Annotated in this window: 22 protein-coding genes and 1 pseudogene; 19 read left to right on the forward strand and 4 right to left on the reverse strand. The window is 70.0% G+C overall.

Features of this window, described 5'->3' with window-relative positions:
- Nucleotides 1-31 precede the first annotated feature (31 nt).
- Nucleotides 32-931, forward strand: coding sequence for a thioesterase family protein (locus tag ACWIGI_RS07575; protein ID WP_454201546.1), 900 nt, complete (start codon nt 32-34; stop codon nt 929-931).
- On the opposite strand, the gene ACWIGI_RS07580 is transcribed toward ACWIGI_RS07575, so the two are convergent.
- Nucleotides 928-1,341, reverse strand: a complete 414-nt coding sequence (locus ACWIGI_RS07580) for a hypothetical protein (RefSeq protein WP_454201547.1) — start codon at nt 1,339-1,341, stop codon at nt 928-930. The genes ACWIGI_RS07575 and ACWIGI_RS07580 overlap by 4 nt on opposite strands.
- 218 nt (nt 1,342-1,559) lie before the next feature.
- Between ACWIGI_RS07580 and proC the strand changes: the two genes are divergently transcribed.
- From proC to ACWIGI_RS07605, 5 genes are all read left to right on the forward strand, one after another.
- Nucleotides 1,560-2,381 (forward strand): pyrroline-5-carboxylate reductase, encoded by an 822-nt coding sequence (gene proC, locus ACWIGI_RS07585; protein ID WP_454201548.1) that lies wholly within the window; start codon nt 1,560-1,562, stop codon nt 2,379-2,381.
- Between the two features lie 175 nt (nt 2,382-2,556).
- Nucleotides 2,557-2,802 carry a helix-turn-helix domain-containing protein gene (locus ACWIGI_RS07590; RefSeq protein ID WP_454201830.1) on the forward strand — a complete coding sequence of 82 codons (246 nt, stop codon included), beginning with the start codon at nt 2,557-2,559 and terminating at the stop codon, nt 2,800-2,802.
- A gap of 328 nt (nt 2,803-3,130) precedes the next feature.
- Nucleotides 3,131-3,232, forward strand: coding sequence for a 30S ribosomal protein bS22 (locus ACWIGI_RS07595; RefSeq protein WP_003402602.1), 102 nt, complete (start codon nt 3,131-3,133; stop codon nt 3,230-3,232).
- A 160-nt stretch (nt 3,233-3,392) separates the two neighbouring features.
- Entirely contained in the window at nt 3,393-4,478 is a 1,086-nt protein-coding gene (locus ACWIGI_RS07600; RefSeq protein WP_454201549.1) for an NAD-dependent epimerase/dehydratase family protein, read from the forward strand.
- Entirely contained in the window at nt 4,475-5,488 is a 1,014-nt protein-coding gene (locus ACWIGI_RS07605; protein WP_454201550.1) for a lysophospholipid acyltransferase family protein, read from the forward strand. Before ACWIGI_RS07600 ends, ACWIGI_RS07605 begins: the two co-directional genes overlap by 4 nt.
- A 70-nt stretch (nt 5,489-5,558) precedes the next feature.
- Here ACWIGI_RS07605 and ACWIGI_RS07610 read toward each other — a convergent pair whose 3' ends face one another.
- On the reverse strand, nt 5,559-6,596 hold the full coding sequence (locus ACWIGI_RS07610; RefSeq protein WP_454201551.1) for an HAD family hydrolase: 1,038 nt from the start codon (nt 6,594-6,596) through the stop codon (nt 5,559-5,561).
- A gap of 146 nt (nt 6,597-6,742) precedes the next feature.
- On the opposite strand from ACWIGI_RS07610, the gene ACWIGI_RS07615 reads away from it, so the two are divergent.
- The 5 genes from ACWIGI_RS07615 (at nt 6,743) to ACWIGI_RS07635 (ending at nt 12,171) form a co-directional block, all read left to right on the forward strand.
- Nucleotides 6,743-7,003, forward strand: a complete 261-nt coding sequence (locus tag ACWIGI_RS07615) for a glutaredoxin family protein (RefSeq protein ID WP_454201552.1) — start codon at nt 6,743-6,745, stop codon at nt 7,001-7,003.
- Between the two features lie 353 nt (nt 7,004-7,356).
- The gene (locus tag ACWIGI_RS07620) at nt 7,357-8,172 is read left to right on the forward strand and encodes a redox-sensing transcriptional repressor Rex (RefSeq protein WP_454201553.1); all 816 of its coding nucleotides are present in this window, start codon (nt 7,357-7,359) and stop codon (nt 8,170-8,172) included.
- Nucleotides 8,169-9,554 (forward strand): glutamyl-tRNA reductase, encoded by a 1,386-nt coding sequence (locus tag ACWIGI_RS07625; RefSeq protein ID WP_454201554.1) that lies wholly within the window; start codon nt 8,169-8,171, stop codon nt 9,552-9,554. The genes ACWIGI_RS07620 and ACWIGI_RS07625 overlap by 4 nt, the downstream gene beginning before the upstream one ends.
- An 8-nt stretch (nt 9,555-9,562) precedes the next feature.
- Nucleotides 9,563-10,612, forward strand: a complete 1,050-nt coding sequence (hemC, locus tag ACWIGI_RS07630) for a hydroxymethylbilane synthase (RefSeq protein ID WP_454201831.1) — start codon at nt 9,563-9,565, stop codon at nt 10,610-10,612.
- Complete coding sequence (locus ACWIGI_RS07635) at nt 10,609-12,171, forward strand: uroporphyrinogen-III synthase (protein WP_454201555.1); 1,563 nt, start codon at nt 10,609-10,611, stop codon at nt 12,169-12,171. Before hemC ends, ACWIGI_RS07635 begins: the two co-directional genes overlap by 4 nt.
- A gap of 512 nt (nt 12,172-12,683) precedes the next feature.
- Here ACWIGI_RS07635 and ACWIGI_RS07640 read toward each other — a convergent pair.
- On the reverse strand, nt 12,684-12,992 hold the full coding sequence (locus ACWIGI_RS07640) for a hypothetical protein (RefSeq protein WP_354990799.1): 309 nt from the start codon (nt 12,990-12,992) through the stop codon (nt 12,684-12,686).
- 241 nt (nt 12,993-13,233) lie between these two features.
- Here ACWIGI_RS07640 and hemB point away from each other — a divergent pair, with 241 nt between their 5' ends.
- From hemB to ACWIGI_RS07660, 4 genes and pseudogenes are all read left to right on the forward strand, one after another.
- A complete protein-coding gene (gene hemB, locus ACWIGI_RS07645; protein WP_454201556.1) occupies nt 13,234-14,211 on the forward strand; it encodes a porphobilinogen synthase in 978 nt (325 codons plus the stop codon).
- A 449-nt stretch (nt 14,212-14,660) separates the two neighbouring features.
- Nucleotides 14,661-15,137 (forward strand): annotated as a pseudogene (locus ACWIGI_RS07650) (hypothetical protein); the annotation flags it as partial.
- Between the two features lie 170 nt (nt 15,138-15,307).
- Nucleotides 15,308-15,553: a hypothetical protein gene (locus ACWIGI_RS07655; RefSeq protein WP_454201557.1), complete on the forward strand. Its 246-nt coding sequence runs from the start codon at nt 15,308-15,310 to the stop codon at nt 15,551-15,553.
- Nucleotides 15,554-15,683: 130 nt separating this feature from the next.
- Nucleotides 15,684-16,139, forward strand: coding sequence for a hypothetical protein (locus tag ACWIGI_RS07660; RefSeq protein WP_454201558.1), 456 nt, complete (start codon nt 15,684-15,686; stop codon nt 16,137-16,139).
- Between the two features lie 19 nt (nt 16,140-16,158).
- Here ACWIGI_RS07660 and ACWIGI_RS07665 read toward each other — a convergent pair whose 3' ends face one another.
- On the reverse strand, nt 16,159-16,548 hold the full coding sequence (locus ACWIGI_RS07665; RefSeq protein ID WP_454201559.1) for a hypothetical protein: 390 nt from the start codon (nt 16,546-16,548) through the stop codon (nt 16,159-16,161).
- A gap of 323 nt (nt 16,549-16,871) precedes the next feature.
- Here ACWIGI_RS07665 and ACWIGI_RS07670 point away from each other — a divergent pair, with 323 nt between their 5' ends.
- The 4 genes from ACWIGI_RS07670 (at nt 16,872) to ACWIGI_RS07685 (ending at nt 20,424) form a co-directional block, all read left to right on the forward strand.
- Nucleotides 16,872-17,066, forward strand: a complete 195-nt coding sequence (locus ACWIGI_RS07670) for a hypothetical protein (protein WP_454201560.1) — start codon at nt 16,872-16,874, stop codon at nt 17,064-17,066.
- Nucleotides 17,067-17,297: 231 nt separating this feature from the next.
- Nucleotides 17,298-18,635: a glutamate-1-semialdehyde 2,1-aminomutase gene (gene hemL, locus ACWIGI_RS07675; protein ID WP_454201561.1), complete on the forward strand. Its 1,338-nt coding sequence runs from the start codon at nt 17,298-17,300 to the stop codon at nt 18,633-18,635.
- Nucleotides 18,636-19,186: 551 nt separating this feature from the next.
- Nucleotides 19,187-19,792, forward strand: coding sequence for a histidine phosphatase family protein (locus ACWIGI_RS07680; protein ID WP_454201832.1), 606 nt, complete (start codon nt 19,187-19,189; stop codon nt 19,790-19,792).
- Nucleotides 19,789-20,424: a TlpA disulfide reductase family protein gene (locus ACWIGI_RS07685; RefSeq protein WP_454201562.1), complete on the forward strand. Its 636-nt coding sequence runs from the start codon at nt 19,789-19,791 to the stop codon at nt 20,422-20,424. Before ACWIGI_RS07680 ends, ACWIGI_RS07685 begins: the two co-directional genes overlap by 4 nt.
- Nucleotides 20,425-20,426 lie beyond the last annotated feature (2 nt).

A 20,426-nucleotide genomic window follows, 5' to 3' on the forward strand; every position in this document is an offset into this window, starting at 1 on the left:
GTACAAACCGATCAGCGGAAGGAAGCAGCGGATGACAACGGAGTTGACCGTCGACCTCGAACAGGCCCTCACCGACCGGACCGCGCCCTTCGGTCGCGTCTGCGCGGTGACCGAGCTGGCGTCGGACGATCCGGGCATCGGCCGCTACGCCGGGGTCATCGAGGACATCTGGACCATCGGCAAGAAGCTGCACGGCGGCACCATGGTCGCGGGCAGCGCGGCCGCCGCCACCGCGTGGCTGCGCCGCACCGCGCCCGAGCAGGCCGCGATGTTCCCCATCTCCGCCAGCACCGACTTCCTCGGCGCGCCCGATCCGGGCGAGGTCGAGTACGAGGTCCGCACCCGCAAGATCGGCCGGCAGATCTGCCTGATCGACGCGAGCCTGATCCAGAACGGCCGCACCCTGGTGCACACCGCGTTCACCTTCAGTCACCTGGACGACGACGCCGCGCCCGCCTTCACCGCCGACCACGCGGGCGACATGCCCGCCGAGCCCGACGCCGGCGCGATGGGCTACGACGGCGACAGCCCGATGGGCAAGATCGTCCATGTGGCACAGGGCTCTTCGGTCGCCATCGACACGAAGTGGGCCCGGTTCCTGGCCGGCGAAACCGCCGAACCCCGTCTGCGCCTGTGGATTCGCCCCCGCGAGGGTGACGAGCAGCTCCCCGACGTAGCCGCCTTCTTCGCCATGATGGCCGCCGACATGAGCCCCCCGGTTCCGATGAACCTCGGCCACTTCGGCTGGGCCCCAACGGTTCAGATGACCACATATCTGCGCCGCCGCCCGGCCCCCGGCTGGCTCCGCGTCATCGCGCACGCCCGCGAGGTCGGCGGCCGCATGTTCGACGAGGACCAGCTGGTCATCGACTCGACGGGCGCGATCGTCGCCCAGAGCCGTCAGCTGGCCTTGATCCCCCAGGCTCGCTAGAACGAACCGGTCTGCTCGGGCTGCGGGTTGGGCTCCCCGTCCCCGTCGACGACCCGGAAAGTCTTCGATTTCGTCGACTCTCCCTGGGTCGCGGTGAGGGTGTAGACCCCGGCGTGGTCGGGCACCCACCGCGCGACCACGGTCCCACCGTACGGGCCGGCGTCGCGCTGAACGGTCTGCACGAATACCCCGTTGATGTAGAAGCTGACGGGGTCGTTGGCATTGGGTGCCGTGAAGGCGATGAGGTTGTAGTCGCAGCCGACCTCGTTGCACGCGGGGCCGGACAGGATGTGTTCGCCGACGGCTTCCACCGAGGTGATGTCCGCGGTGGCGCTCGGCGCCAGGACCGCGGGCATGATCAGGACGGCGAGCGCCGCCGCTCCGCTGCCGATTCGTTGGACGCGCCTCATGTCGATCTCCTTCGTTCCCGCGCCGTGAATGGCGCGTGCGGCGAACGCTAGTGACCAAATATCCGGAACCGCAGGCTGATTCGTAAACGAGATGACCATGGAACGCCCCCAATTCCGGGGTGGTCGACACCTGGCCTCCGCTCGCGTCGCGAACATCCCCGCCGCTATCGGTTGTGCGCTTAGACCTCGGGGTGGTGCGGCGACTAGCCTTGGAAACCATGACGAGGATTGCGGTGATCGGCGGCGGCCGGATCGGCGAGGCGTTGGTCGCCGGTCTGCTCGAATCCGGACGGGCGAGCAAGGATCTGGTGGTTGTCGAACCGGTGAAGCCGCGGGCGGAGTTGCTGGCGCAGCGGTTCGGGACGCGGGTTACCGATTCGGTCGGTGACGCGGTGATCGGCGCGGATCTCATCGTGATCGCGGTGAAGCCGCAGGACGTGGACGGTGTGCTGACCGAGCTGGCCAAGGCCGAGCTGGGCGAGTCCGAGCGCGAGGCGGTCGTGGTGTCGCTCGCGGCCGGGGTGCCGACCCTGCGTTTCGAGAACAAGCTGCCCGCCGGTTTCCCGGTCGTGCGGGTCATGCCGAACACCCCGATGCTGGTCGGGCAGGGCATGAGCGCGATCGCGCCCGGCCGGTACGCGCGCAAGGAACAGCTGGCGCTGGTCTCGGAGATGCTGGAGTCCGTCGGCAAGGTGGTGACGGTCGCCGAAGCGCAGATGGACGCGGTCACCGCGGTGTCGGGCTCGGGCCCGGCCTACTTCTTCCTGGTCGTGGAGGCCATGATCGACGCCTCGGTCGGGCTCGGCCTGACCCGCGATGTGGCCACCCAGCTGGTGGTGCAGACCATGCTCGGTTCGGCGGCGCTGCTCGAGGAGTCGGGGCAGAGTGCGGTGGAGTTGCGCGCGGCCGTCACCTCGCCCGCGGGGACCACCGCGGCGGCCCTGCGGGAACTCGAGCGCGGCGGGGTGCGGTCGGCGTTTCATGAGGCGCTGCATGCCGCGAAGCGTCGTTCCGCCGAACAGGGCGCCAGTTCCGACTAGCCTGACTGGCCAGTAGCTCGTTTGCTGCCGGGCCCCGACTCGCCACAGCAAAGGCTGATTTCTCACACCCGTCGCAGCAACACCACTGGTCCCGCTAAGCTTCAAGGAGCACGTGCGTGTCTGTTCCGCCGGTGGGGAAGCCGGCGGCGCGGACGTGCCGGAGGTCAGTGGCGCAATGATGTCTGGAAACAGTCAAGCGAGGTCCGCAAACACACCGATCAGTGCCGCGAATGTCCTCGGCGGAGGAACCCAGTTCCTCACCGTCGCCGAGGTGGCGAATCTGATGCGGGTATCCAAGATGACGGTGTACCGGCTGGTGCATTCGGGAGAGCTGCCCGCGGTGCGGGTGGGTCGATCCTTCCGGGTGCACGCGAAAGCGGTGCACGATTACCTGGAGACGTCCTACTTCGACGCGGGGTGAGCACCCCGGCCGAACTCCAGCGGTGACGATCGATTTCGGGTGGTCCCGGCCGTGTGCCGGGTACCGCCGGAATCGTCGTCCCATCCCCTCCGCGCGGTCGCGCACAGTACGGTCGGCGCGCCGAGCCCGGCACTTCGGGCCCGGTGGCGGCACTGTGCCTACCCGTTTCGTTCGCCGGAGAGTGGCCCGGTAGCATGGACCGGCATCCTGTACGTGCCGGTGGTGCCGTCGGGCCCATGTCGGTCCGTTACGGGTAGGACTGTGCAGGGTTGAAAGTGTGCTCCCCGCGAAGGTGGGGGTGACCCGAGAGAACGCGAGGAACAACCCTATGGGTTCTGTGATCAAGAAGCGCCGTAAGCGCATGTCGAAGAAGAAGCACCGCAAGCTGCTTCGTCGTACGCGCGTGCAGCGCAGGAAACTCGGCAAGTAAGCGCTGCGTCGTAGCTGGAAGCCCGTCACCGTCGGTGGCGGGCTTTCCGTTTATCACGGGTGACAGAACTCATCGTTAGATCCTGGTTAATACCCTTCGGGGAGCCCAGGTCCGGCGGTTACCCTGGGGACGCGGGAAAACAGGAAATGGGGGCTCGACAATGGGATCCGGTGCGGTGGGCGGCACCAGGGACGGTTCGGCGCCGAAGATCGTGATGGTGACCGGCGCCAGCCGGTTCTTCGGCGGCAATGTGGTCGCGCGGCTCGCGGCCGATCCGAGTATCGAGCGCGTGATCGCGGTCGATGCCAAACAGCCGAGCCGGGAACTGTTGCGGCGCATGGGGCGCGCCGAATTCGTTCGCGCCGATATTCGTAATCCTTTGATACGTAAGGTGATCGACGGTAATGCTGTCGACACCGTCGTCCATCCCGCGGCGTTGTCCCGGCCACCGGCCGGTGGCGGCAGGCCCGCGATGAAGGATATGAACGTCATGGGGGCCATGCAGTTGTTCGCGGTGTGCCGCAAAGCGGCCGGCGTGCGGCGCGTGGTGGTGCGTTCGTCCTCGGCGGTATACGGCTGCAGTGCGAAGGATCCGGTGAAATTCACCGAGGAAATGAGTGCGCGCACGCCGCCGCGGGGCTGGTTCGCCCGCGATATGGTCGAGGTGGAGAGTTTCGTGCGCGGGCTGGCCCGCCGCCGTCCCGATATTTCGACCGCCATTCTGCGTTTTCCGCCGATTGTCGGCCCGCGGTTGGCCGATCGCGGTGTGCAGTATTTTCATTCGCCGGTGACGCCCACCATCCTGGGCCGCGATCCGAGAATGCAACTCCTGCACGAGGAAGACGCGATCGCCGCGCTCACCCATGCCGCGCTGGGCGCGCCGGGCGGCACTTTCAATGTGGCGGGTGACGGCGCGATGGCGTTGTCGCAGGCGATCCGGCGCGCGGGTCGCATCGAAATGCCGGTTCCGTACAGCCTTTTCCGTACTGTTGGCCGTACCCTGATGGGACCGGTTATGCGTGAGTTCACCGCCGAACAGATCGACTATTTCCATTTCGGCTGCGGCCTGGACACCACCAGGATGCGCACCGAGCTCGGCTTCGCACCCCGCTGGACCACGGTGCAGGCATTCGACGACTTCATAGGGGGCGCAGCGTTGCGGCCCGTGATCGATCCCCGCTGGATCGATGCCGCAGAGAACAAACTTCTCGGCCTGATCGGGGCCGGGACGGGAGCGCACCAATGAGTGACGTAGCGAAGGTGATCCGTCTTCACGACGTGGATATCGAGGCGCGGCATCGGCCGTCGCGCGTCTGGCCCGGCGAACCGGCGCTGAAGCCGGTGACCTCGCTGACCGATCGGCTCGCCGAAGTCGAGTCGCGGCAGCCGAAGTCGCTGGGCGAGCTGCTGCGCGGCGCGGTGGCCGAGGGCGTCGGCCGCACCGCGGACTTCGCGCGCCGCCGCCTGACCGGCGACTATCAGGTCGACGAGTTCGGGCTGGACGAGCACCTGCTGGAGTCGGTGATCCTGCCGATCCTGCGCCCGATCTCCGACCTGTGGTTCCGGGTCGAGACCAGCGGCATCGAGAACATTCCAGCGGTGGGCGGCGCGCTGGTGGTCGCCAATCACGCGGGCACCGTGCCGATCGACGGGCTGATGCTGCAGCTGGCGATCCACGACCGGCACGCCGAACAGCGGGCGCTGCGCCTGCTGGCCGCGGACCTGATCTTCGAGACGCCGCTGGTCGGCGGCTTGGCGCGCAAGGCGGGCCATACGCTGGCCTGCTCCGCCGACGCCGAGCGGCTGCTGCGCGCGGGCGAGGTCGCCGGGGTGTTCCCCGAGGGGTACAAGGGCATCGGCAAGCCGTTCGGTGATCGCTACAAGCTGCAGCGGTTCGGCCGCGGCGGCTTCGTGTCGGCGGCGGTGCGCACCGGCGTGCCGATCATTCCGTGCTCGATCGTCGGCTCCGAGGAGATCTATCCCAAGCTGGCCGATCTCAAGCCGCTGGCCCGGCTGCTCGGTCTCCCGTATTTCCCGGTGACGCCGACCTTCCCGCACCTGGGCCCGCTGGGCGCGATCCCGCTGCCGTCCAAGTGGCACATCGAGTTCGGTGAGCCGATCTCGACCAGCGGCTACGAGCCCGAGGCCGCCGACGACCCGATGACCATGTTCGAGATCACCGATCAGGTCCGGGAGACGATCCAGGGCACGCTGTACCGGAATCTGACCAAGCGCCGCAATCCCTTCACGGGATAGGTTGCGGCGGTAGCGCGATGGTGTGGCCCGGTCCGAAAAGGACCGGGCCACAACGTTTCTCTACGATCTGTCAGCCGACCCGGGCTTCGCGCTTGCGGCTCAGCACCGCCGCGGCCGCGCCGCCCGCCGCGCCCAGCGCGAGCGCGGTGGGCACGCCGACCTTGGCGGCCTTGCGGCCGGTGCGGAAGTCGCGGATCTCCCAGCCCCGGTTCTTGGCCACCTCGCGCAGGTCCGCGTCCGGATTGATGGCCACGGCCGTGCCGACCAGCGAGAGCATGGGCACGTCGTTGTGGCTGTCGGAGTACGCGGCGCAGCGCTTGAGGTTCAGGCCCTCGCGAATGGCGAGGGTGCGCACCGCGTGCGCCTTGCCGAGCCCGTGCAGGATGTCCCCGACCAGGCGGCCGGTGAACACGCCGTCCTCGGACTCGGCGACGGTGCCCAGCGCGCCGGTCAGGCCGAGCCGCTTGGCGATGACCTGCGCGAGTTCGACCGGGGTCGCCGTCACCAGCCAGACCTGCTGCCCGGCGTCGAGGTGCATCTGCGCGAGCGCGCGGGTGCCGGGCCAGATCTTGTCGGCGATGATCTCGTCGTAGATCTCCTCGCCGAGGGCGGCCAGTTCGGCGGTCGGGCGGCCGGCGATGAACTCCAGCGCCCGCTCCTTGCCGCTGGCCACGTCGGCGATGTTCTCCTTGCCGGTGACCCGGAACTTGACCTGCTTCCAGGCCATGTCGACCAGGTCGGAGGTCTTGAAGTACTTGCGCGCGGCCAGCCCGCGCGCGAAGTGCACGATCGACGCGCCCTGCACCATGGTGTTGTCCACGTCGAAGAACGCGGCGGCGGTCAGGTCGCGGGGGACCGCGCGCGTCGGCTCGTCGTGCAGCGCGAGTTCGGCGTCGTGCAGCGCGATGGCGGCGTCGGCGCTGGCCTCGCCGGCCAGGTTCGCTCTGACCTCTTCCTCGCTGGGTCCGAACGGACTGCGGGCCATCCGCGTGAACTGGTCCTGCAGACCCTGTCCCCAGCGGGCCGGGAATTCCCCGAATCGCCCCGCGATCAATCCCGGCCGCGAGTCCTTCGAACCCGTTCCGGCCTCTTTCGATCGTTCCGGCACCAGTACCTCCGCCTGTGTTTTTGGCCGGTACACCAGGGAGCCCGAGACCAATACGGGTCGCGCATGAACCGGCACAGTCCACAGTAACGCTCACCGGTGACCGGGACGTAGACGCTGAACGACATAACGGGTAGTTGAATGGAGTTATGAGCGATCCCACACGTACGGTCACCCTCCTGACCCGCAATGGTTGCGGCCTCTGCACGGTGGCGCTGGAACAATTGCGACCCGTCTGCGCCGAGTTCGGAATCGAGGTCGCGGTGGTGGATGTCGACGTGGCCGCCGAGCGCGATCCGGGGCTGCGCGCCGAGTACGGCGACCGGCTGCCGGTGGTGCTGCTCGACGGTCGTGAGCACAGTTATTTCGACGTCGACGAGGTGCGTTTGCGCGCGGATCTGAGTCGCTGAAACCGGGTGGTTCTCCGGGTGCGGCCCGCTGGGGCGGCGGAATGTCGCCGCCGCCCCCGGCCAACCCCCTACGGCGTGTCCGGGCGGGCGATTTCCGGCGCGTTGCGTAGCGGGTTCGGGTCGAGGGGGGTTGAATGAATCGCGGGGCAGCAGCCCGCCGCAAAGTGACTGAATTCACCGACTTTGTGCAGGGCTTCACAAGCGGTTACGGTGGTGGCACGCAACCTGCCTTCGAAGGCAGTGGAAGCGACCCCGAACCCCCGACCATAGACCGCCCTGCGACGGTCACCGGCGTCGGGTGACAAAAGAACGCCGGACACCCAATCCCCGGCCGGACGAGGAGCGCAAGCGACGTGACAGAGCAGCATGAGACGCCGCAGAGTGGCGTCTCCGGCAGGGCTCTGCAGAAGGACATCCCGCAGGCCACGGTGGCCCGACTGGCCACCTACCTCCGGGTCCTCGCCGTACTCGCCGATGACGGTGTTGCCATCGTATCTAGTGAGGAACTGGCTGTCGCGGCGGGTGTCGGTTCCGCCAAGTTGCGCAAGGATCTCTCCTTCCTCGGACCCAACGGCGTGCGCGGTGTCGGCTACGACGTCGTCAAGCTTCGCGACCGCGTCGAGGACGTGCTCGGGCTGTCCGAAGGGCACCGCGTGGTGCTGGTCGGCGCGGGCAATCTGGGCCGGGCCCTGGTCGGCTACGGCGGGTTCCGCCGCCGCGGGTTCGCCATGGTCGGCATCTTCGACAACGATCCGGCCCTGATCGGCACCCAGGTCTGCGGGCTGACCGTGCGCGATGTGGCCGAACTGACCGACTCGGTGCGGCTGTTGGAGCCGACCATCGCGGTCATCACCACCCCGGATTCGGCCGCCCAGGGCGTGTGCGATCGGCTGGTCGCCGCCGGTGTGCTCTGCATTCTCAGCTTCTCCCCGGTCGCGCTGGACGCGCCCGCGCACGTCGAGGTGCGCCGCGTCGATCTCGCGGTGGAGATGCAACTGCTGTCCTTCGAGCTGGCTCGCAACGCCGAGGCCGCCGGGGAGACGGTGGGCGTGGCCGCGGGCGACGCCGTGGGCGTGATCTACACGCCGATTCAGACTTCTCACGCGTCGGCAGCGCGCCCGTCGGGCGGCACGGAGACAACCAGCAAGGGAGCGGTGGTCCAGCCATGAGTGTGCTTCTCGTCGGGATCTCGCATCGAAGCGCCCCGGTGGCGGTGCTCGAGAAGGTCGCGATCACCGAGCACGACCGGCCCAAGCTGACCGACAAGATGCTGGCCTCGAGCCACGTCTCCGAGGCCATGATCGTGTCCACCTGCAACCGGGTGGAGATCTACGCGGTGGTCGACGCCTTCCACCCGGCGCTGGGCGAGGTCAGCGAACTGCTCACCCGGCACTCCGGGCTGCCGCTGCCGGAACTGACCAAGCACGCCTACGTGCGCTACGCCGAGGCCGCCGCCGAACACCTGTTCGCGGTCGCCAGCGGCCTGGACTCCATGGTGATCGGCGAGCAGCAGATTCTGAGCCAGATCCGCGCCGCCTACGCCGCCTCCGACGCGCAGCAGGCGTCCGGGCGCACCCTGCACGAGCTCGCGCAGCATTCGCTGCGGGTGGGCAAGCGGGTGCATTCGGAGACCGGCATCGATCGCGCGGGCGCCTCGGTCGTGTCGGTGGCGCTGGATCGGGCGCGAATGGTGCTGGGCCCGCTGGCCGGGCGCACCGCGCTCGTGCTGGGCGCCGGGGCCATGGGCGGGCTCGCGGTCGCGCAGCTGGCGCGGGCCGGGGTCGAGCGGATCATCGTGGTGAACCGCACTCTCGAACGCGCTGAGCGCCTTGCCAATACGGCCACCACCATGCACGGCGTGGCCGCCGAGGCGATGGAGATGGACAGGCTGGCCGAGGCGATGGCCGCGGCCGAGGTGGTCGTGACATGTACCGGCGCGGTCGGCACCGTCGTGAGCATCGCCGATGTGCATCGGGCGCTCTCCGCCGACCGCGCGAGCGATCAACTGGTCATCTGCGATCTGGGCCTGCCCCGCGACGTGGAGCACGCCGTCGCCGGGCTGCCCGGGGTGACCGTCATCGACATGGAGACGCTGCAGCGCGATCCGTCGGCGGGCGCCGCCGCCGACGACACCGCCGCCGCACGCGGCATCGTGGCCGACGAACTCGCCAAATACCTTGCCGGACAGCGCATGGCCGAGGTGACGCCGACGGTGGCGGCGCTGCGGCAGATGGCCGCCGACGTGGTCGAGGCCGAAATGCTACGCCTGGATTCCCGACTACCCGGGCTGGACGCCGCGCACCGCGAAGAGGTCGCGCGCACCGTGCGCCGCGTCGTCGACAAACTGCTGCACGCGCCGACGGTGCGGGTCAAGCAATTGGCCTCCACACCGGGCGGCGACAGCTACGCCGAAGCGCTGCGTGAGCTGTTCGAGCTCAAACCCGGTGCGGCGCAAGCGGTTGCGGCGCCGATGGAGATCGCCGCGCGCGGCGATCTGGCCGACGATTTCACCGCCGCCCACTCGGGGGACGAACAGGGGCTGACCGCATGACCGGAGCGATGGTGCAGGAAACACAGACAGGGCTCGAGACATTGCGTGGAACGCACGACGCCCCGTGGCGGATCGGTACCCGCGGCAGCCTGCTGGCCCTGACCCAGGCCGGGCACGTGCGCGACGCTCTGATCGCCGCCGGGCAGCAGGCCGAACTGGTGATCGTGAAGACCGCCGGTGATCAGTCCGCCGCACCCGTCCAGGAGATCGGCGTCGGCGTGTTCACCGCCGCGCTGCGCGACGAACTGGGCGCGGGGACGGTCGACATCGCCGTGCACTCGTACAAGGATCTGCCCACCGCGCAGGACCCGCGCTTCAATATCGCCGCGGTCCCGCCCCGCCAGGATCCGCGTGACGCCCTGGTGGCGCGCGACGGCATGGTGCTGGGCGAACTGCCGCCGGGCTCGGTCATCGGCACCTCCGCGCCGCGGCGGTCCGCACAGCTCAAGGCCCTGGGGCTGGGCGTGGAGATCGTGCCGCTGCGCGGCAATCTCGACACCCGCATCTCCAAGGTGGCCAACGGTGAACTCGATGCCGTCGTGGTCGCGCGAGCCGGGCTGGCCCGCATCGACCGGCTCGACGTCATCACCGAATCGCTGGAGCCGGTGCAGATGCTGCCCGCTCCCGCGCAGGGCGCGCTCGCGGTCGAATGCCGCAGCGAGGACACCGAACTCGTGACCATCCTGTCCGCGCTCGACGACGCGGCCACCCGTGCCGCCATCACCGCCGAGCGGGAACTGCTGGCCGAACTGGAGGCCGGTTGCACCGCGCCGATCGGCGCGCTGGCCGAGGTCGTCGAATCGATCGACGACGACGGGCGGGTGTTCGACGAACTGTCGCTGCGGGGTTGTGTGGCGGCGATCGACGGCTCGGACACGATCCGGGCATCCGTAGTCGGCTCACCCGCGGACGCCGCGGAACTGGGCCGTGCACTGGCGCGTGAGCTCTTGGAGCTGGGGGCGCGCGACCTGCTCAGCGACCCCGGGGATGGCAACCCGGCGGCAGCGCAATCCAACGACAGCAGCACCACTCCCAGCCCAATGGAGAACATTCGATGAGTCGAGCCACCAAGAAGCATCCCGGTCGGATCCTCTTCGTAGGATCCGGGCCCGGCGATCCGGCGCTGCTCACTGTGCGTGCCCGCGAGGTGCTCACGCGCGCCACGCTGGCCTTCACCGATCCCGATGTCGACAAGGGCGTGCTCGCCCTGATCGGCGCCGCGGTCGAGCCCGCCGCCGACGGGGAGCGCCCGGTCGACGTGCGCCCGGCCCTGGGCGATGCCGCCGAGGTCGCCAAGACCCTGATCACCGAGGCCCGCAACGGTTTCGACGTGGTCCGGCTGGTCTCGGGCGACCCGCTGACCACCGATTCGGTGATCCAGGAAGTCAACGCGATCACCCGGTCGCACATGATGTTCGAGGTGCTGCCGGGCCTGTCCGCGGGGACCACCGTGCCGGCCTACGCGGGCATCGAACTGGGTTCGAGCCACACCGAGGTCGACGTGCGCGGCGAGGTGGACTGGGCGGCCGTCGCGGCCGCGCCCGGCCCGCTGGTGCTGCACGCGACCTCCGGGCACCTGGCCGAGACCGCCAGCGCGCTGGTCGAGCACGGCATGGCCCCGCAGACCCCGGTCGCGGTGACCGTGCGCGGCACCACCCGCCAGCAGCGCACCATCGACACCACCCTGGCGACGCTGAACAACGCGGCGTCCGAGCTGGTCGGCCCGCTGATCGTGACGGTCGGCAAGGAGGTCGAGAAGCGCTCCAAGACCTCGTGGTGGGAATCGCGGGCCCTGTACGGCTGGACCGTGCTGGTGCCGCGCACCAAGGAGCAGGCCGGGGAGATGAGCGAGAAGCTCGTCATGCACGGCGCCATCCCCATGGAGGTCCCGACCATCGCGGTCGAGCCGCCGCGCAGCCCCGCGCAGATGGAGCGCGCGGTCAAGGGTCTGGTCGACGGGCGCTACCAGTGGGTCGTGTTCACCTCCACCAATGCCGTTCGGGCCGTGTGGGAGAAGTTCGGGGAGTTCGGGCTGGACGCCCGCGCGTTCTCCGGCGTGAAGATCGCCTGCGTCGGTGAGGCGACCGCGGAGAAGGTGCGGTCCTTCGGCATCAATCCCGAGCTGATTCCGTCCGGCGAGCAGTCGTCCGAGGGCCTGCTGGCCGATTTCCCGCCCTACGACGACGTTTTCGATCCGGTGAACCGGGTGCTGCTGCCGCGCGCCGACATCGCCACCGAGACCCTCGCCGAGGGCCTGCGCGATCGCGGCTGGGAGATCGACGACGTCACCGCGTACCGCACCGTGCGTGCGTCGCCGCCGCCGGCCGAGACCCGCGAGATGATCAAGACCGGCGGTTTCGACGCGGTGCTGTTCACCTCGTCCTCGACCGTGCGGAACCTGGTCGGCATCGCCGGTAAGCCGCACGCGCGCACCATCGTCGCCTGCATCGGCCCCAAGACGGCCGAGACGGCGATCGAGTTCGGCCTGCGCGTGGATGTGCAGCCCGAGACCGCCCAGGTCGGCCCGCTCGTCGAGGCGCTCGCCGAGCACGCCGCCCACCTGCGCGCCGAGGGCCTGCTGCCCCCGCCGCGCAAGAAGAGCCGCCGCAGCCGCTAGGCCGCCGGCACCGCTTTCCGGCTCCCGGGCCCCGCATCCGATGATGCGGGGCCCGTTGCCGTTTCGGGGCTGTCGTGTCGCGGAAGGCCGCGATGCAGGCGCCAGCGTAGGACGGCGATCGCTGCCTGGGGCCAGGCGGTGCACCGGCCGTGCGGCGGGGACGAGTGCCGACAGGTCACGAGCGAGGGTGCGCGGGATCGCGGCGGAGATATGCGGTATCACAGCGTCGTTCGGCATTGGCGTGACGCCGCGTGCGGGCGCCGCCTGTCCGCCGGGCACGGCGCGGGTGCCGTGGTGGCCCCGGCCGGTGGCCTCGAGGCGGCGGAGATGCGGTCCCATGGTGGTTGCGGCGGTTCACTTTCTGGCGGCGGAGCGGGTGTCGCTGCGCGCGGCCGTGGACGGCGCGGCGCGGGGTGAGGCGAATAGTAGTGAATATCTTTGCCGCGGTGTCTGTTTCGGGTCGGATGTACGGGTCCGGCCGCCGCCCCTCCGGCGGCCGGACCCGCACCGACTCAGCGCTGAGCCTGCATCATGCGCCGCACCATGCGGCAGGTGGCATCCGAAGGCCAGTGCACGCCAACGGATTCGGCGGTGTCGCGGATCTTGTCGTTGGTCGCCAGATCGGCGGCGAAGACGCCGGAATCGAGCATCGCGATGGCCAGGCGCATCGCCTTGAGCCGCCGATTGTGCTGGACGTACCAGGTGCGCGGCCGCCCCGCAGGCAGCGGCTGCTTGTACAGCGGCCGCCACGTGTGATCGATCGCCTCGCCCTTCTTGGGCACCGAGGTCTTGTCGGACATATTCGTTACGGCTGCCAGCATTGCCGATCCTCCCATCGCGTACCGGGTGTGGCGCGGGGCTCCAGCGTTCGAAACCCCCGCGCCAACCCGTCGAACACATCTTCGATTCTACCCGGGGGCACCGACAAAATCCGGTGCCGACCGGGGGCTACCTGGCAGAACTCGAGTCCGGGGTGAGCGGCCCGCACGCCGCGGGGGAGCGTTCGGCGGCCGGGACACGGGCCGCGCGAACCCGCCGATCGGACGGGCATATCATGCGACTATGACCGGAATGGACCGCCCGCGGCGGTTGCGCCGTACCCCCGCGATGCGCCGTCTGGTGGCCGAGACCACCCTGCGGCCGCGGCAGCTGATTCTCCCCATGTTCGTCGCCGACGGCATCGGCGAACCACGCGAAATCTCTTCCATGCCCGGCGTTTACCAGCATTCGATGGATTCGCTGCGCAAGGCCGCCGTGGAAGCCGTCGCGGCCGGCGTCGGCGGGCTCATGCTGTTCGGCGTGCCGCGCGCGCAGGACAAGGACGCGCTCGGCAGCGCGGCCAGTGATCCGGACGGCATCCTCAACCGGGGGCTGCGCGCGCTGGTCCACGAGGTCGGCGGCTCCACGGTGGTCATGGCCGACACCTGCCTCGACGAATTCACCGACCACGGGCACTGCGGCGTGCTGAACGACGCCGGCGGCGTCGACAACGACGCCACCCTGCGCCGGTACGTGGATATGGCGCTGGCACAGGCCGAAACCGGTGCGGATCTGCTGGGCACCAGCGGCATGATGGACGGCCAGGTGGGCGCGATCCGGGCCGGACTGGACGCGGCCGGGCACACCGACACCGGCATCCTGGCCTACGCGGCCAAGTACGCCTCGGCGTTCTACGGCCCGTTCCGCGAGGCGGTGGGCTCCTCGCTCGAGGGCGATCGCCGGACGTACCAGCAGGATCCGGCCAACCGGCGCGAGGCGATTCGCGAACTGCACCTGGATCTGGCCGAGGGCGCCGACATCGTGATGGTCAAGCCCGCCATGTCGTACCTGGACATCCTGCGCGATGTCGCGGATCAGGCCACGGTGCCGGTCGCGGCGTATCAGATCTCCGGTGAGTACGCGATGATCACCGCCGCCGCGCAGAACGGCTGGATCGACCGCCGGGGCGCGATTCTGGAGTCCCTGCTGGGAATTCGGCGCGCGGGCGCGGACATGGTGCTCACCTACTGGGCCACCGAAGCCGCGCACTGGCTCGACTGACGCCGCTCGTGCGCGACGTACCGCGCACGGCCGCCACGGATTTCGCCGTCCGGCCCGATGCGCGGCGGCCGTGCCGTCGCACGGGCTCCGGGGTATCGCGGTGCTGCCCTGTGGATTCCGTCCCGGCACCCGGCTCCCCGCACAATCCGGGGTGCGAAGTTTGTTACAAGCTTACCAACGGGTATGGTGAGGGTAGTCACAGAGAGTTCGGGAACCGGAAGTCGGTCGTCATGCGTTGTGCCATGGCGGGTTTGACTCCGGAGAGGCGGAGGCAACGATGCGAGTGGTGATTCAGCAGCCGCACAGCCTTCGGCGAGACGTGCTGGCATTCGGCCTACTTTTTCTGTTCGGCCTGCTCACCCTCGCCGTGCTGTTGATTCCAGGTCTGCTCGGCTAGCAACCGTGCACCTATCGCGCGGGCGGTCCGCGGCCCCCGCTAGGTTCTCGTTATGAGCGAGAAAACCCCCGCCGTGCTGTTCTCCGAGCCCGGCGCGCGGTATCGCACCATCGCCTACGGGCCGGTGCTGTGCGGGATCATCCTGATTCTGGAGATCGTGCGCGGCGGCGACCTGCACTGGTTCGGGCTGGCCTTCTGCTCCCTGCTGCTGGCGGGATTCGTCTGGTTGCAGGTGATTGCGGGCAAGCGCCACATCAGTGTCGAACTCACCGCCGAGACCCTGCGCGAGGGCACCGAATCCCTCGCTGTGTCCGACATCGCGGCGGTGCTCCCGGAGATCGACGAGGACTCCTGGGATGATGAGGACTGGGAATCCGCGCGTGCCCTGGGCGAACTGACCGGGGTGCCGCGGCGGCGCAAGGGGATCGGCCTGAAGCTGCGATCCGGTCAGCTGGTGCAGGCCTGGGCGCGCGATCATCGCGTGTTGCGGGCCGAGCTGACCGCGCTGGTCGAGCAGACTTCGGGTACAACGGCTGTGGTGGACAAGACCGTTGCGGTGGACGAGGCCGTGCCCGAACCGGGCGCGGCGGACGAGGGTTCGGCGGATCGGGGTTCGGCGGCGGAGGCCGCGACCGACACCGCCGTGGCGCTGGACAAGCCCGCGGCGGATCGGGGTGACGAGGAGAAGGAGGCGAGGTGATGCGGTGGCTCGCCGTGCTCGCCGAGTTCGTGCTCGCACCGGTCCTCGCGGTCCTCGCGATCTGGTGCTGGCGCAACGGCATTCACACCGGATGGTTCCAGCCGGTCGGGGAGTCGCCGGGTTTCGAGGCGACGCGCTACTCCGGGCCGTGGCTGGCGCTGGCCGCCGTCGTCATGACGGTCGCCGGGCTGGTGTTCATCGATCTGGTCGCCCGGGTCGTCCGGGTCACCCGATTCGCGCGCTGAGGTTCGCTCGCGCACGTCGGTTCCGGGGCTGATTTTTTCGTTGGCCCGGCCTCGCCGACACGCCGCGAAGGGCGCGCGAAGTTACTGTTTCGCTGGTGAGGGCCGGTGGTATCGCCCGACCATGGGACACATGAAGCGTACGGATTCTCTGCAACGCGTCATCCTGGGCGTGCTGGCGGCGGGCCTCGCCGGCGGTGTGGTGGCCGGCCCCGCCGTGGTCGCACCCGCACTCGCCGAGCCCGCCGTAGTCGCACCCGCTGCCGTCGCACCCGCTGTCGCGGAGCCCGGCGGCGTCGCTCTCGCCGCCGTTGCGCGCGGTGACCGCGCGAACGATGCGCGAATCATTCCGGTGGCCGTGCCGCATCGGGACGTGCACGCGGTCGCCGACCCGGCTCGGGCGGTCACGGCGGATCGGGCACAGCCGATCTCGTCGGAGCCGGTTCCGGTCGACGGCGCGCGCCCGGCCCCGCGGGATCCTGCTATCCGGTCCGTCGCGTCGTCTCTCCTGGATCTCCTACCGGTGCAATTGAACTGCCTGCTCAGCACTGGTTGGGCGGCGTTCTGCCTGGGGTTGCCCCGGATCTGATCCGCGCCGCCCGCGGCGACTACTTCCAGTTCTGGTAAACATCCAGCACGCGGCCGTTGCGGGTGCCGGGCGCGTTCAGGTAGATGGTGACGGTGCCGTCGGGATGGTCGGCGGCCTCGGTCACCACCTGGCGCAGCGAGGCGTGCACGCCACCGTCCTTGTCCTTGTGGAGCGTGGTCTCGGGGTGCAGGCCCGCGCCCATCCGGCTCAGCGGTACGACCATGCTGAACACCGCCGGGACCGGCCCTGACGCCATGCCCACGGTCTCCTCGTGCGACAGCTGCACGCCGATCCGCCCCTGCTCCGGCTGGGCGATCGGCGTCCCGGCCGCGGCCGTTCCGGCGCCGCAGCACAGCGCACCCCCGGCCGCCGCCGCCACGATCGCCGCTCCGAAACCAATGCCCCGCATACCGTTCCGCCCTTCTCGACCGAGTTCGCTCCTGCTCCGCGAGATTACGCACCAGCAACCTCTCAGCGACTCAACTCGACTGTTCCCGCCCCCGCGTGTTGCCCGCGCCCGCCCGCCCTGCCGTGCGGCGGGGCCCCAGCGGCCCGGCCGGTACTGCCGACGGCGCACATCGACCCGGTACCCCTGTGCCGCGCTCACCCTTCGGGCGTGAGCCGATCGAGTTCATCTAGCCGGCGGTGCGAGGAGTTGCCGACCGTGGACGAGCCGCGCGAGCCCTGCGGGAGTTGGAGGATTCGGTGCGACCGATTCGGCCGGCCCTGCGAATGAGCGACGTCGTCGACCCGGCGGGTGATGAGTATGTGATCGCGGTTGACCCGGACCGCCGCGTGTCCGCGTTCGGCGATGGACGCGCGTTGTCGACAGTGCGGACTTTCGCGACGGTGGCCGGTGCGTGTCGGGCGAGTTGCCTCGGTGCGGTTGATCGCTGCGGTGATCAGGCCGAACCCATTGGCGGCTGAGCCGGCCGTGGTTCCGGTGGGCATGTCCTTCGATCGGGTGTCGGCGTCGTCGCGGCCGAGTGATCGGCTCGGGGCGGGTGGGGGAGGGCCGTGGAGGGGCGGGGACGGATCGGTTCGGGTGTGGGGAGGGGCTGCGGAGGGGTGGGGACGGATCGGGTTCGGGTGTGGGGCGGCGCACTCTCCTACACCCTGTCGTCGACGGGGTTGCGGGGGGCTGAGAGACTGGGTGCCGTGAGTTCTTCTCCGCGTGTGACCCGGGCGTCGGTGCCGGTGTCAGCCCAGCTCTTCGAACGCGCCGCGGCGGTCATTCCGGGTGGCGTGAATTCACCGGTTCGGGCCTTCCACTCGGTGGGCGGCACCCCGCGTTTCATCGCGTCCGCCATCGGGTGCACGCTCACCGACGCCGACGGCAACGAGTACGTCGACCTGGTGTGCTCGTGGGGTCCGATGATCCTCGGGCACGCGCACCCGGCGGTCGTGGAGGCCGTGCAGCGCGCCGCGGTCGGCGGGCTGTCCTTCGGCGCGCCGACGGCCGCGGAGATCGAACTGGCCGAGGCCATCGCCGCGCGGGTCGATCCCGTGGAGCGGGTGCGCCTGGTCAACTCCGGCACCGAGGCCACCATGAGCGCGGTCCGGCTGGCCCGCGGCTTCACCGGCCGCACCAAGATCATCAAGTTCAGCGGCTGCTACCACGGTCACGTGGACGCGCTGCTGGCCGACGCCGGGTCCGGCGTCGCGACCCTGGGCCTGCCCACCTCGCCCGGCGTGACCGGCGCGCAGGCGGCCGACACCATCGTGCTGCCCTACAACGATCTCGAGGCCGTGGCCGCCGCGTTCGCCGCGCATCCGGACCAGATCGCGTGCGTCATCACCGAGGCCGCGGCGGGCAACATGGGCGCGGTCGCGCCGCTGCCCGGGTTCAACGCGGGCCTGCGCGCGCTCACCTCCGAACACGGCGCGCTGCTGATCATGGACGAGGTCATGACCGGCTTCCGGGTCAGCGCGGCCGGCTGGTACGGCATCGAGGGCGTGGCGGGTGACCTCTACACCTTCGGCAAGGTCATGTCCGGCGGCCTGCCCGCGGCGGCGTTCGGCGGCCGCGCCGAGATCATGAACAAGCTGGCGCCGCTGGGCCCGGTCTATCAGGCGGGCACGCTCTCGGGTAACCCGGTCGCGGTCGCGGCGGGCCTGGCCACGCTGCGCACCGCCGACGCGGAGGTCTACGCGACGCTGAACAAGAACGCCGAACGGCTCGGCGGACTGCTCACCGGCGCGCTCACCGCCGAAGGCGTCCGGCATCAGGTGCAATTCGCGGGCAATATGGTGAGCGTGTTCTTCGCCGACACCCCGGTCACCGACTATGCCGCCGCCAAGGCGGCCGAGACCTGGCGTTTCCCCGCCTTCTTCCACGCGCTGCTGGACGCGGGCGTCTACGCGCCCCCGAGCGCGTTCGAAGCGTGGTTCGTCTCCGCGGCACTCGACGAGGACGCTTTCGATCGCATCGCCGCCGCCCTCCCCGCCGCCGCGCGTGCCGCGGCCGCCGCCACTCCCGAAGGATCCGCCGCGTGAGTTCCCACCCCGAGACCGGACTGCCCGCCCCCGCGCCCGTGCCGCTCTCGCCCGACGAGGCCGCCCGCCTGCTCGACTCCATCCGCCAGACCGAGACCGAACTGGCCGAGACCGGCGACGCCGCCGCGGTCGCCCCGTCCGAGTCCCAGGCCCAGCCGCCGGTGGACGTGCTGCTCGCGGTGGCCGCAGCCCTGGCCCCCGACACCGAGCCCGCCCCCGAAAAGCCCTCCGCAGCAGTCGCTTCGGACGCTTCTCCCGCCGGCGACGCCGCTGCCGGGTCCGAGACTTCCGCTGCCGGACCCGAAGCGACCACCGACCGGTCCGAAGAATCCGACGAATCCGTCACCGCCGCAACCGATTCCGACTCCGCCGCCGCGACCGAATCGCCCATCGCAGCAACGGAGTCCGCGAACGGGGCGGGGGAGCCCGCCGACATCGCGACCGAAGACGACGCCCCCGAAGCGAACACGGTCGCACCCGCCGCCCCCTCGACCAGCGGGCTCATCCTGCCCGGATCGGTGGCCGACGACGTCGAGACCATCGTCCACGTCATGCGGCACGGTGAGGTGCACAACCCCAAGGGCATCCTGTACGGCCGGCTCCCGGGCTTCCAGCTCTCCACGACCGGGCGCGCGCAGGCGCAGACCGTCGCCCGCACCCTGGCCCCGCACGACATCGCGCTGGTCGTGGCCTCGCCGCTGCAGCGCGCGCAGGAGACCGCGGAACCCATCGCCACCCAGCACGGGCTGACCATCCGCACCGACGACAACCTCATCGAGGCGGGCAACACCTTCGAGGGCCTGCGGGTCTCCATCGGCGACGGCGCGCTGCGCAAGCCCCGGCACTGGTGGAAGATGCGCGACCCCTTCACCCCGTCCTGGGGCGAGCCGTACCTGCAGATCGCGCACCGCATGCTGGCCGCGGCCAACAAGGCTCGGGTCGAGGCGGCCGGGCGCGAGGCCGTGCTGGTCTCGCACCAGCTGCCCGTGTGGACGCTGCGCCGTTTCCTGCAGGGCCAGCGGCTGTGGCACGACCCGCGCAACCGGCAGTGCTCGCTCGCATCGCTGACTTCCCTGGTCTACCAGGGCGATACGCTGATCGACATCGTCTATTCCGAACCGGCGGGGGCCTCGGATCCCAAGGCGACGGGAGCATGACCCGCACCATCGCGTCCCGGCCCGGAGCACTCCGGCGCACGGTGTCGATCCTGCTGGCGAGCGTCACCCTGGGGGCGGCGCTGGCCGGATGCTCGACAGCCGGCAAGGACGCGGTGGCGCAGGGCGGCACCTTCGACTTCGTCTCACCCGGCGGCAAGACCGACATCCGCTACGACCCGCCGAGCTCACGCGGCACCATCGGCACGCTGTCCGGCCCGGATCTGATGACCGACGGCAAAACCGTGTCGGTGAGCGACTTCCCGGGCCAGGTCGTCGTGATCAACCTGTGGGGCCAGTGGTGCGGCCCCTGCCGGGCCGAAGCGCCCGCGCTGGAACGGGTCTACGAGGCCACCCGGGACCAGGGCGTGGCCTTCCTCGGCATCAACGTCCGCGACAACCAGCAGGACAAGGCACAGGACTTCGTCACCGACAACAAGGTCGGCTACCCCTCCATCTACGACCCGTCCATGCGCACCCTGCTCGCGCTCGGCGGCAAGTTCCCCACCAGCGTCATCCCCACCACCATCGTGCTCGACCGCGAGCATCGGGTGGCGGCGGTGTTCCTGCGATCGCTGCTGCAGGAGGACCTGCAGCCGGTGGTCGAGGAGATCGCGCGGGAGCCGAAGTCGTGAAC

The sequence above is a fragment of the Nocardia sp. NPDC055321 genome (genome assembly GCF_053645575.1).

Bases quoted from the DNA above. Each gene is read 5' to 3' on its own strand.
- ACWIGI_RS07680 (WP_454201832.1), top strand. From the start codon at position 19,187: ATGCGGCACGGTGAGGTGCACAACCCCAAGGGCATCCTGTACGGCCGG.
- hemB (WP_454201556.1), top strand. From the start codon at position 13,234: ATGACCGGAATGGACCGCCCGCGGCGGTTGCGCCGTACCCCCGCGATG.
- ACWIGI_RS07655 (WP_454201557.1), top strand. From the start codon at position 15,308: ATGCGGTGGCTCGCCGTGCTCGCCGAGTTCGTGCTCGCACCGGTCCTC.
- ACWIGI_RS07625 (WP_454201554.1), top strand. From the start codon at position 8,169: ATGAGTGTGCTTCTCGTCGGGATCTCGCATCGAAGCGCCCCGGTGGCG.
- ACWIGI_RS07670 (WP_454201560.1), top strand. From the start codon at position 16,872: ATGAGCGACGTCGTCGACCCGGCGGGTGATGAGTATGTGATCGCGGTT.
- ACWIGI_RS07575 (WP_454201546.1), top strand. From the start codon at position 32: ATGACAACGGAGTTGACCGTCGACCTCGAACAGGCCCTCACCGACCGG.
- ACWIGI_RS07595 (WP_003402602.1), top strand. From the start codon at position 3,131: ATGGGTTCTGTGATCAAGAAGCGCCGTAAGCGCATGTCGAAGAAGAAG.
- ACWIGI_RS07665 (WP_454201559.1), bottom strand. From the start codon at position 16,548: ATGCGGGGCATTGGTTTCGGAGCGGCGATCGTGGCGGCGGCGGCCGGG.
- hemC (WP_454201831.1), top strand. From the start codon at position 9,563: ATGGTGCAGGAAACACAGACAGGGCTCGAGACATTGCGTGGAACGCAC.
- proC (WP_454201548.1), top strand. From the start codon at position 1,560: ATGACGAGGATTGCGGTGATCGGCGGCGGCCGGATCGGCGAGGCGTTG.
- ACWIGI_RS07600 (WP_454201549.1), top strand. From the start codon at position 3,393: ATGGGATCCGGTGCGGTGGGCGGCACCAGGGACGGTTCGGCGCCGAAG.
- ACWIGI_RS07635 (WP_454201555.1), top strand. From the start codon at position 10,609: ATGAGTCGAGCCACCAAGAAGCATCCCGGTCGGATCCTCTTCGTAGGA.
- ACWIGI_RS07615 (WP_454201552.1), top strand. From the start codon at position 6,743: ATGAGCGATCCCACACGTACGGTCACCCTCCTGACCCGCAATGGTTGC.
- ACWIGI_RS07605 (WP_454201550.1), top strand. From the start codon at position 4,475: ATGAGTGACGTAGCGAAGGTGATCCGTCTTCACGACGTGGATATCGAG.
- ACWIGI_RS07660 (WP_454201558.1), top strand. From the start codon at position 15,684: ATGAAGCGTACGGATTCTCTGCAACGCGTCATCCTGGGCGTGCTGGCG.
- ACWIGI_RS07590 (WP_454201830.1), top strand. From the start codon at position 2,557: ATGATGTCTGGAAACAGTCAAGCGAGGTCCGCAAACACACCGATCAGT.
- ACWIGI_RS07685 (WP_454201562.1), top strand. From the start codon at position 19,789: ATGACCCGCACCATCGCGTCCCGGCCCGGAGCACTCCGGCGCACGGTG.
- ACWIGI_RS07640 (WP_354990799.1), bottom strand. From the start codon at position 12,992: ATGCTGGCAGCCGTAACGAATATGTCCGACAAGACCTCGGTGCCCAAG.
- ACWIGI_RS07580 (WP_454201547.1), bottom strand. From the start codon at position 1,341: ATGAGGCGCGTCCAACGAATCGGCAGCGGAGCGGCGGCGCTCGCCGTC.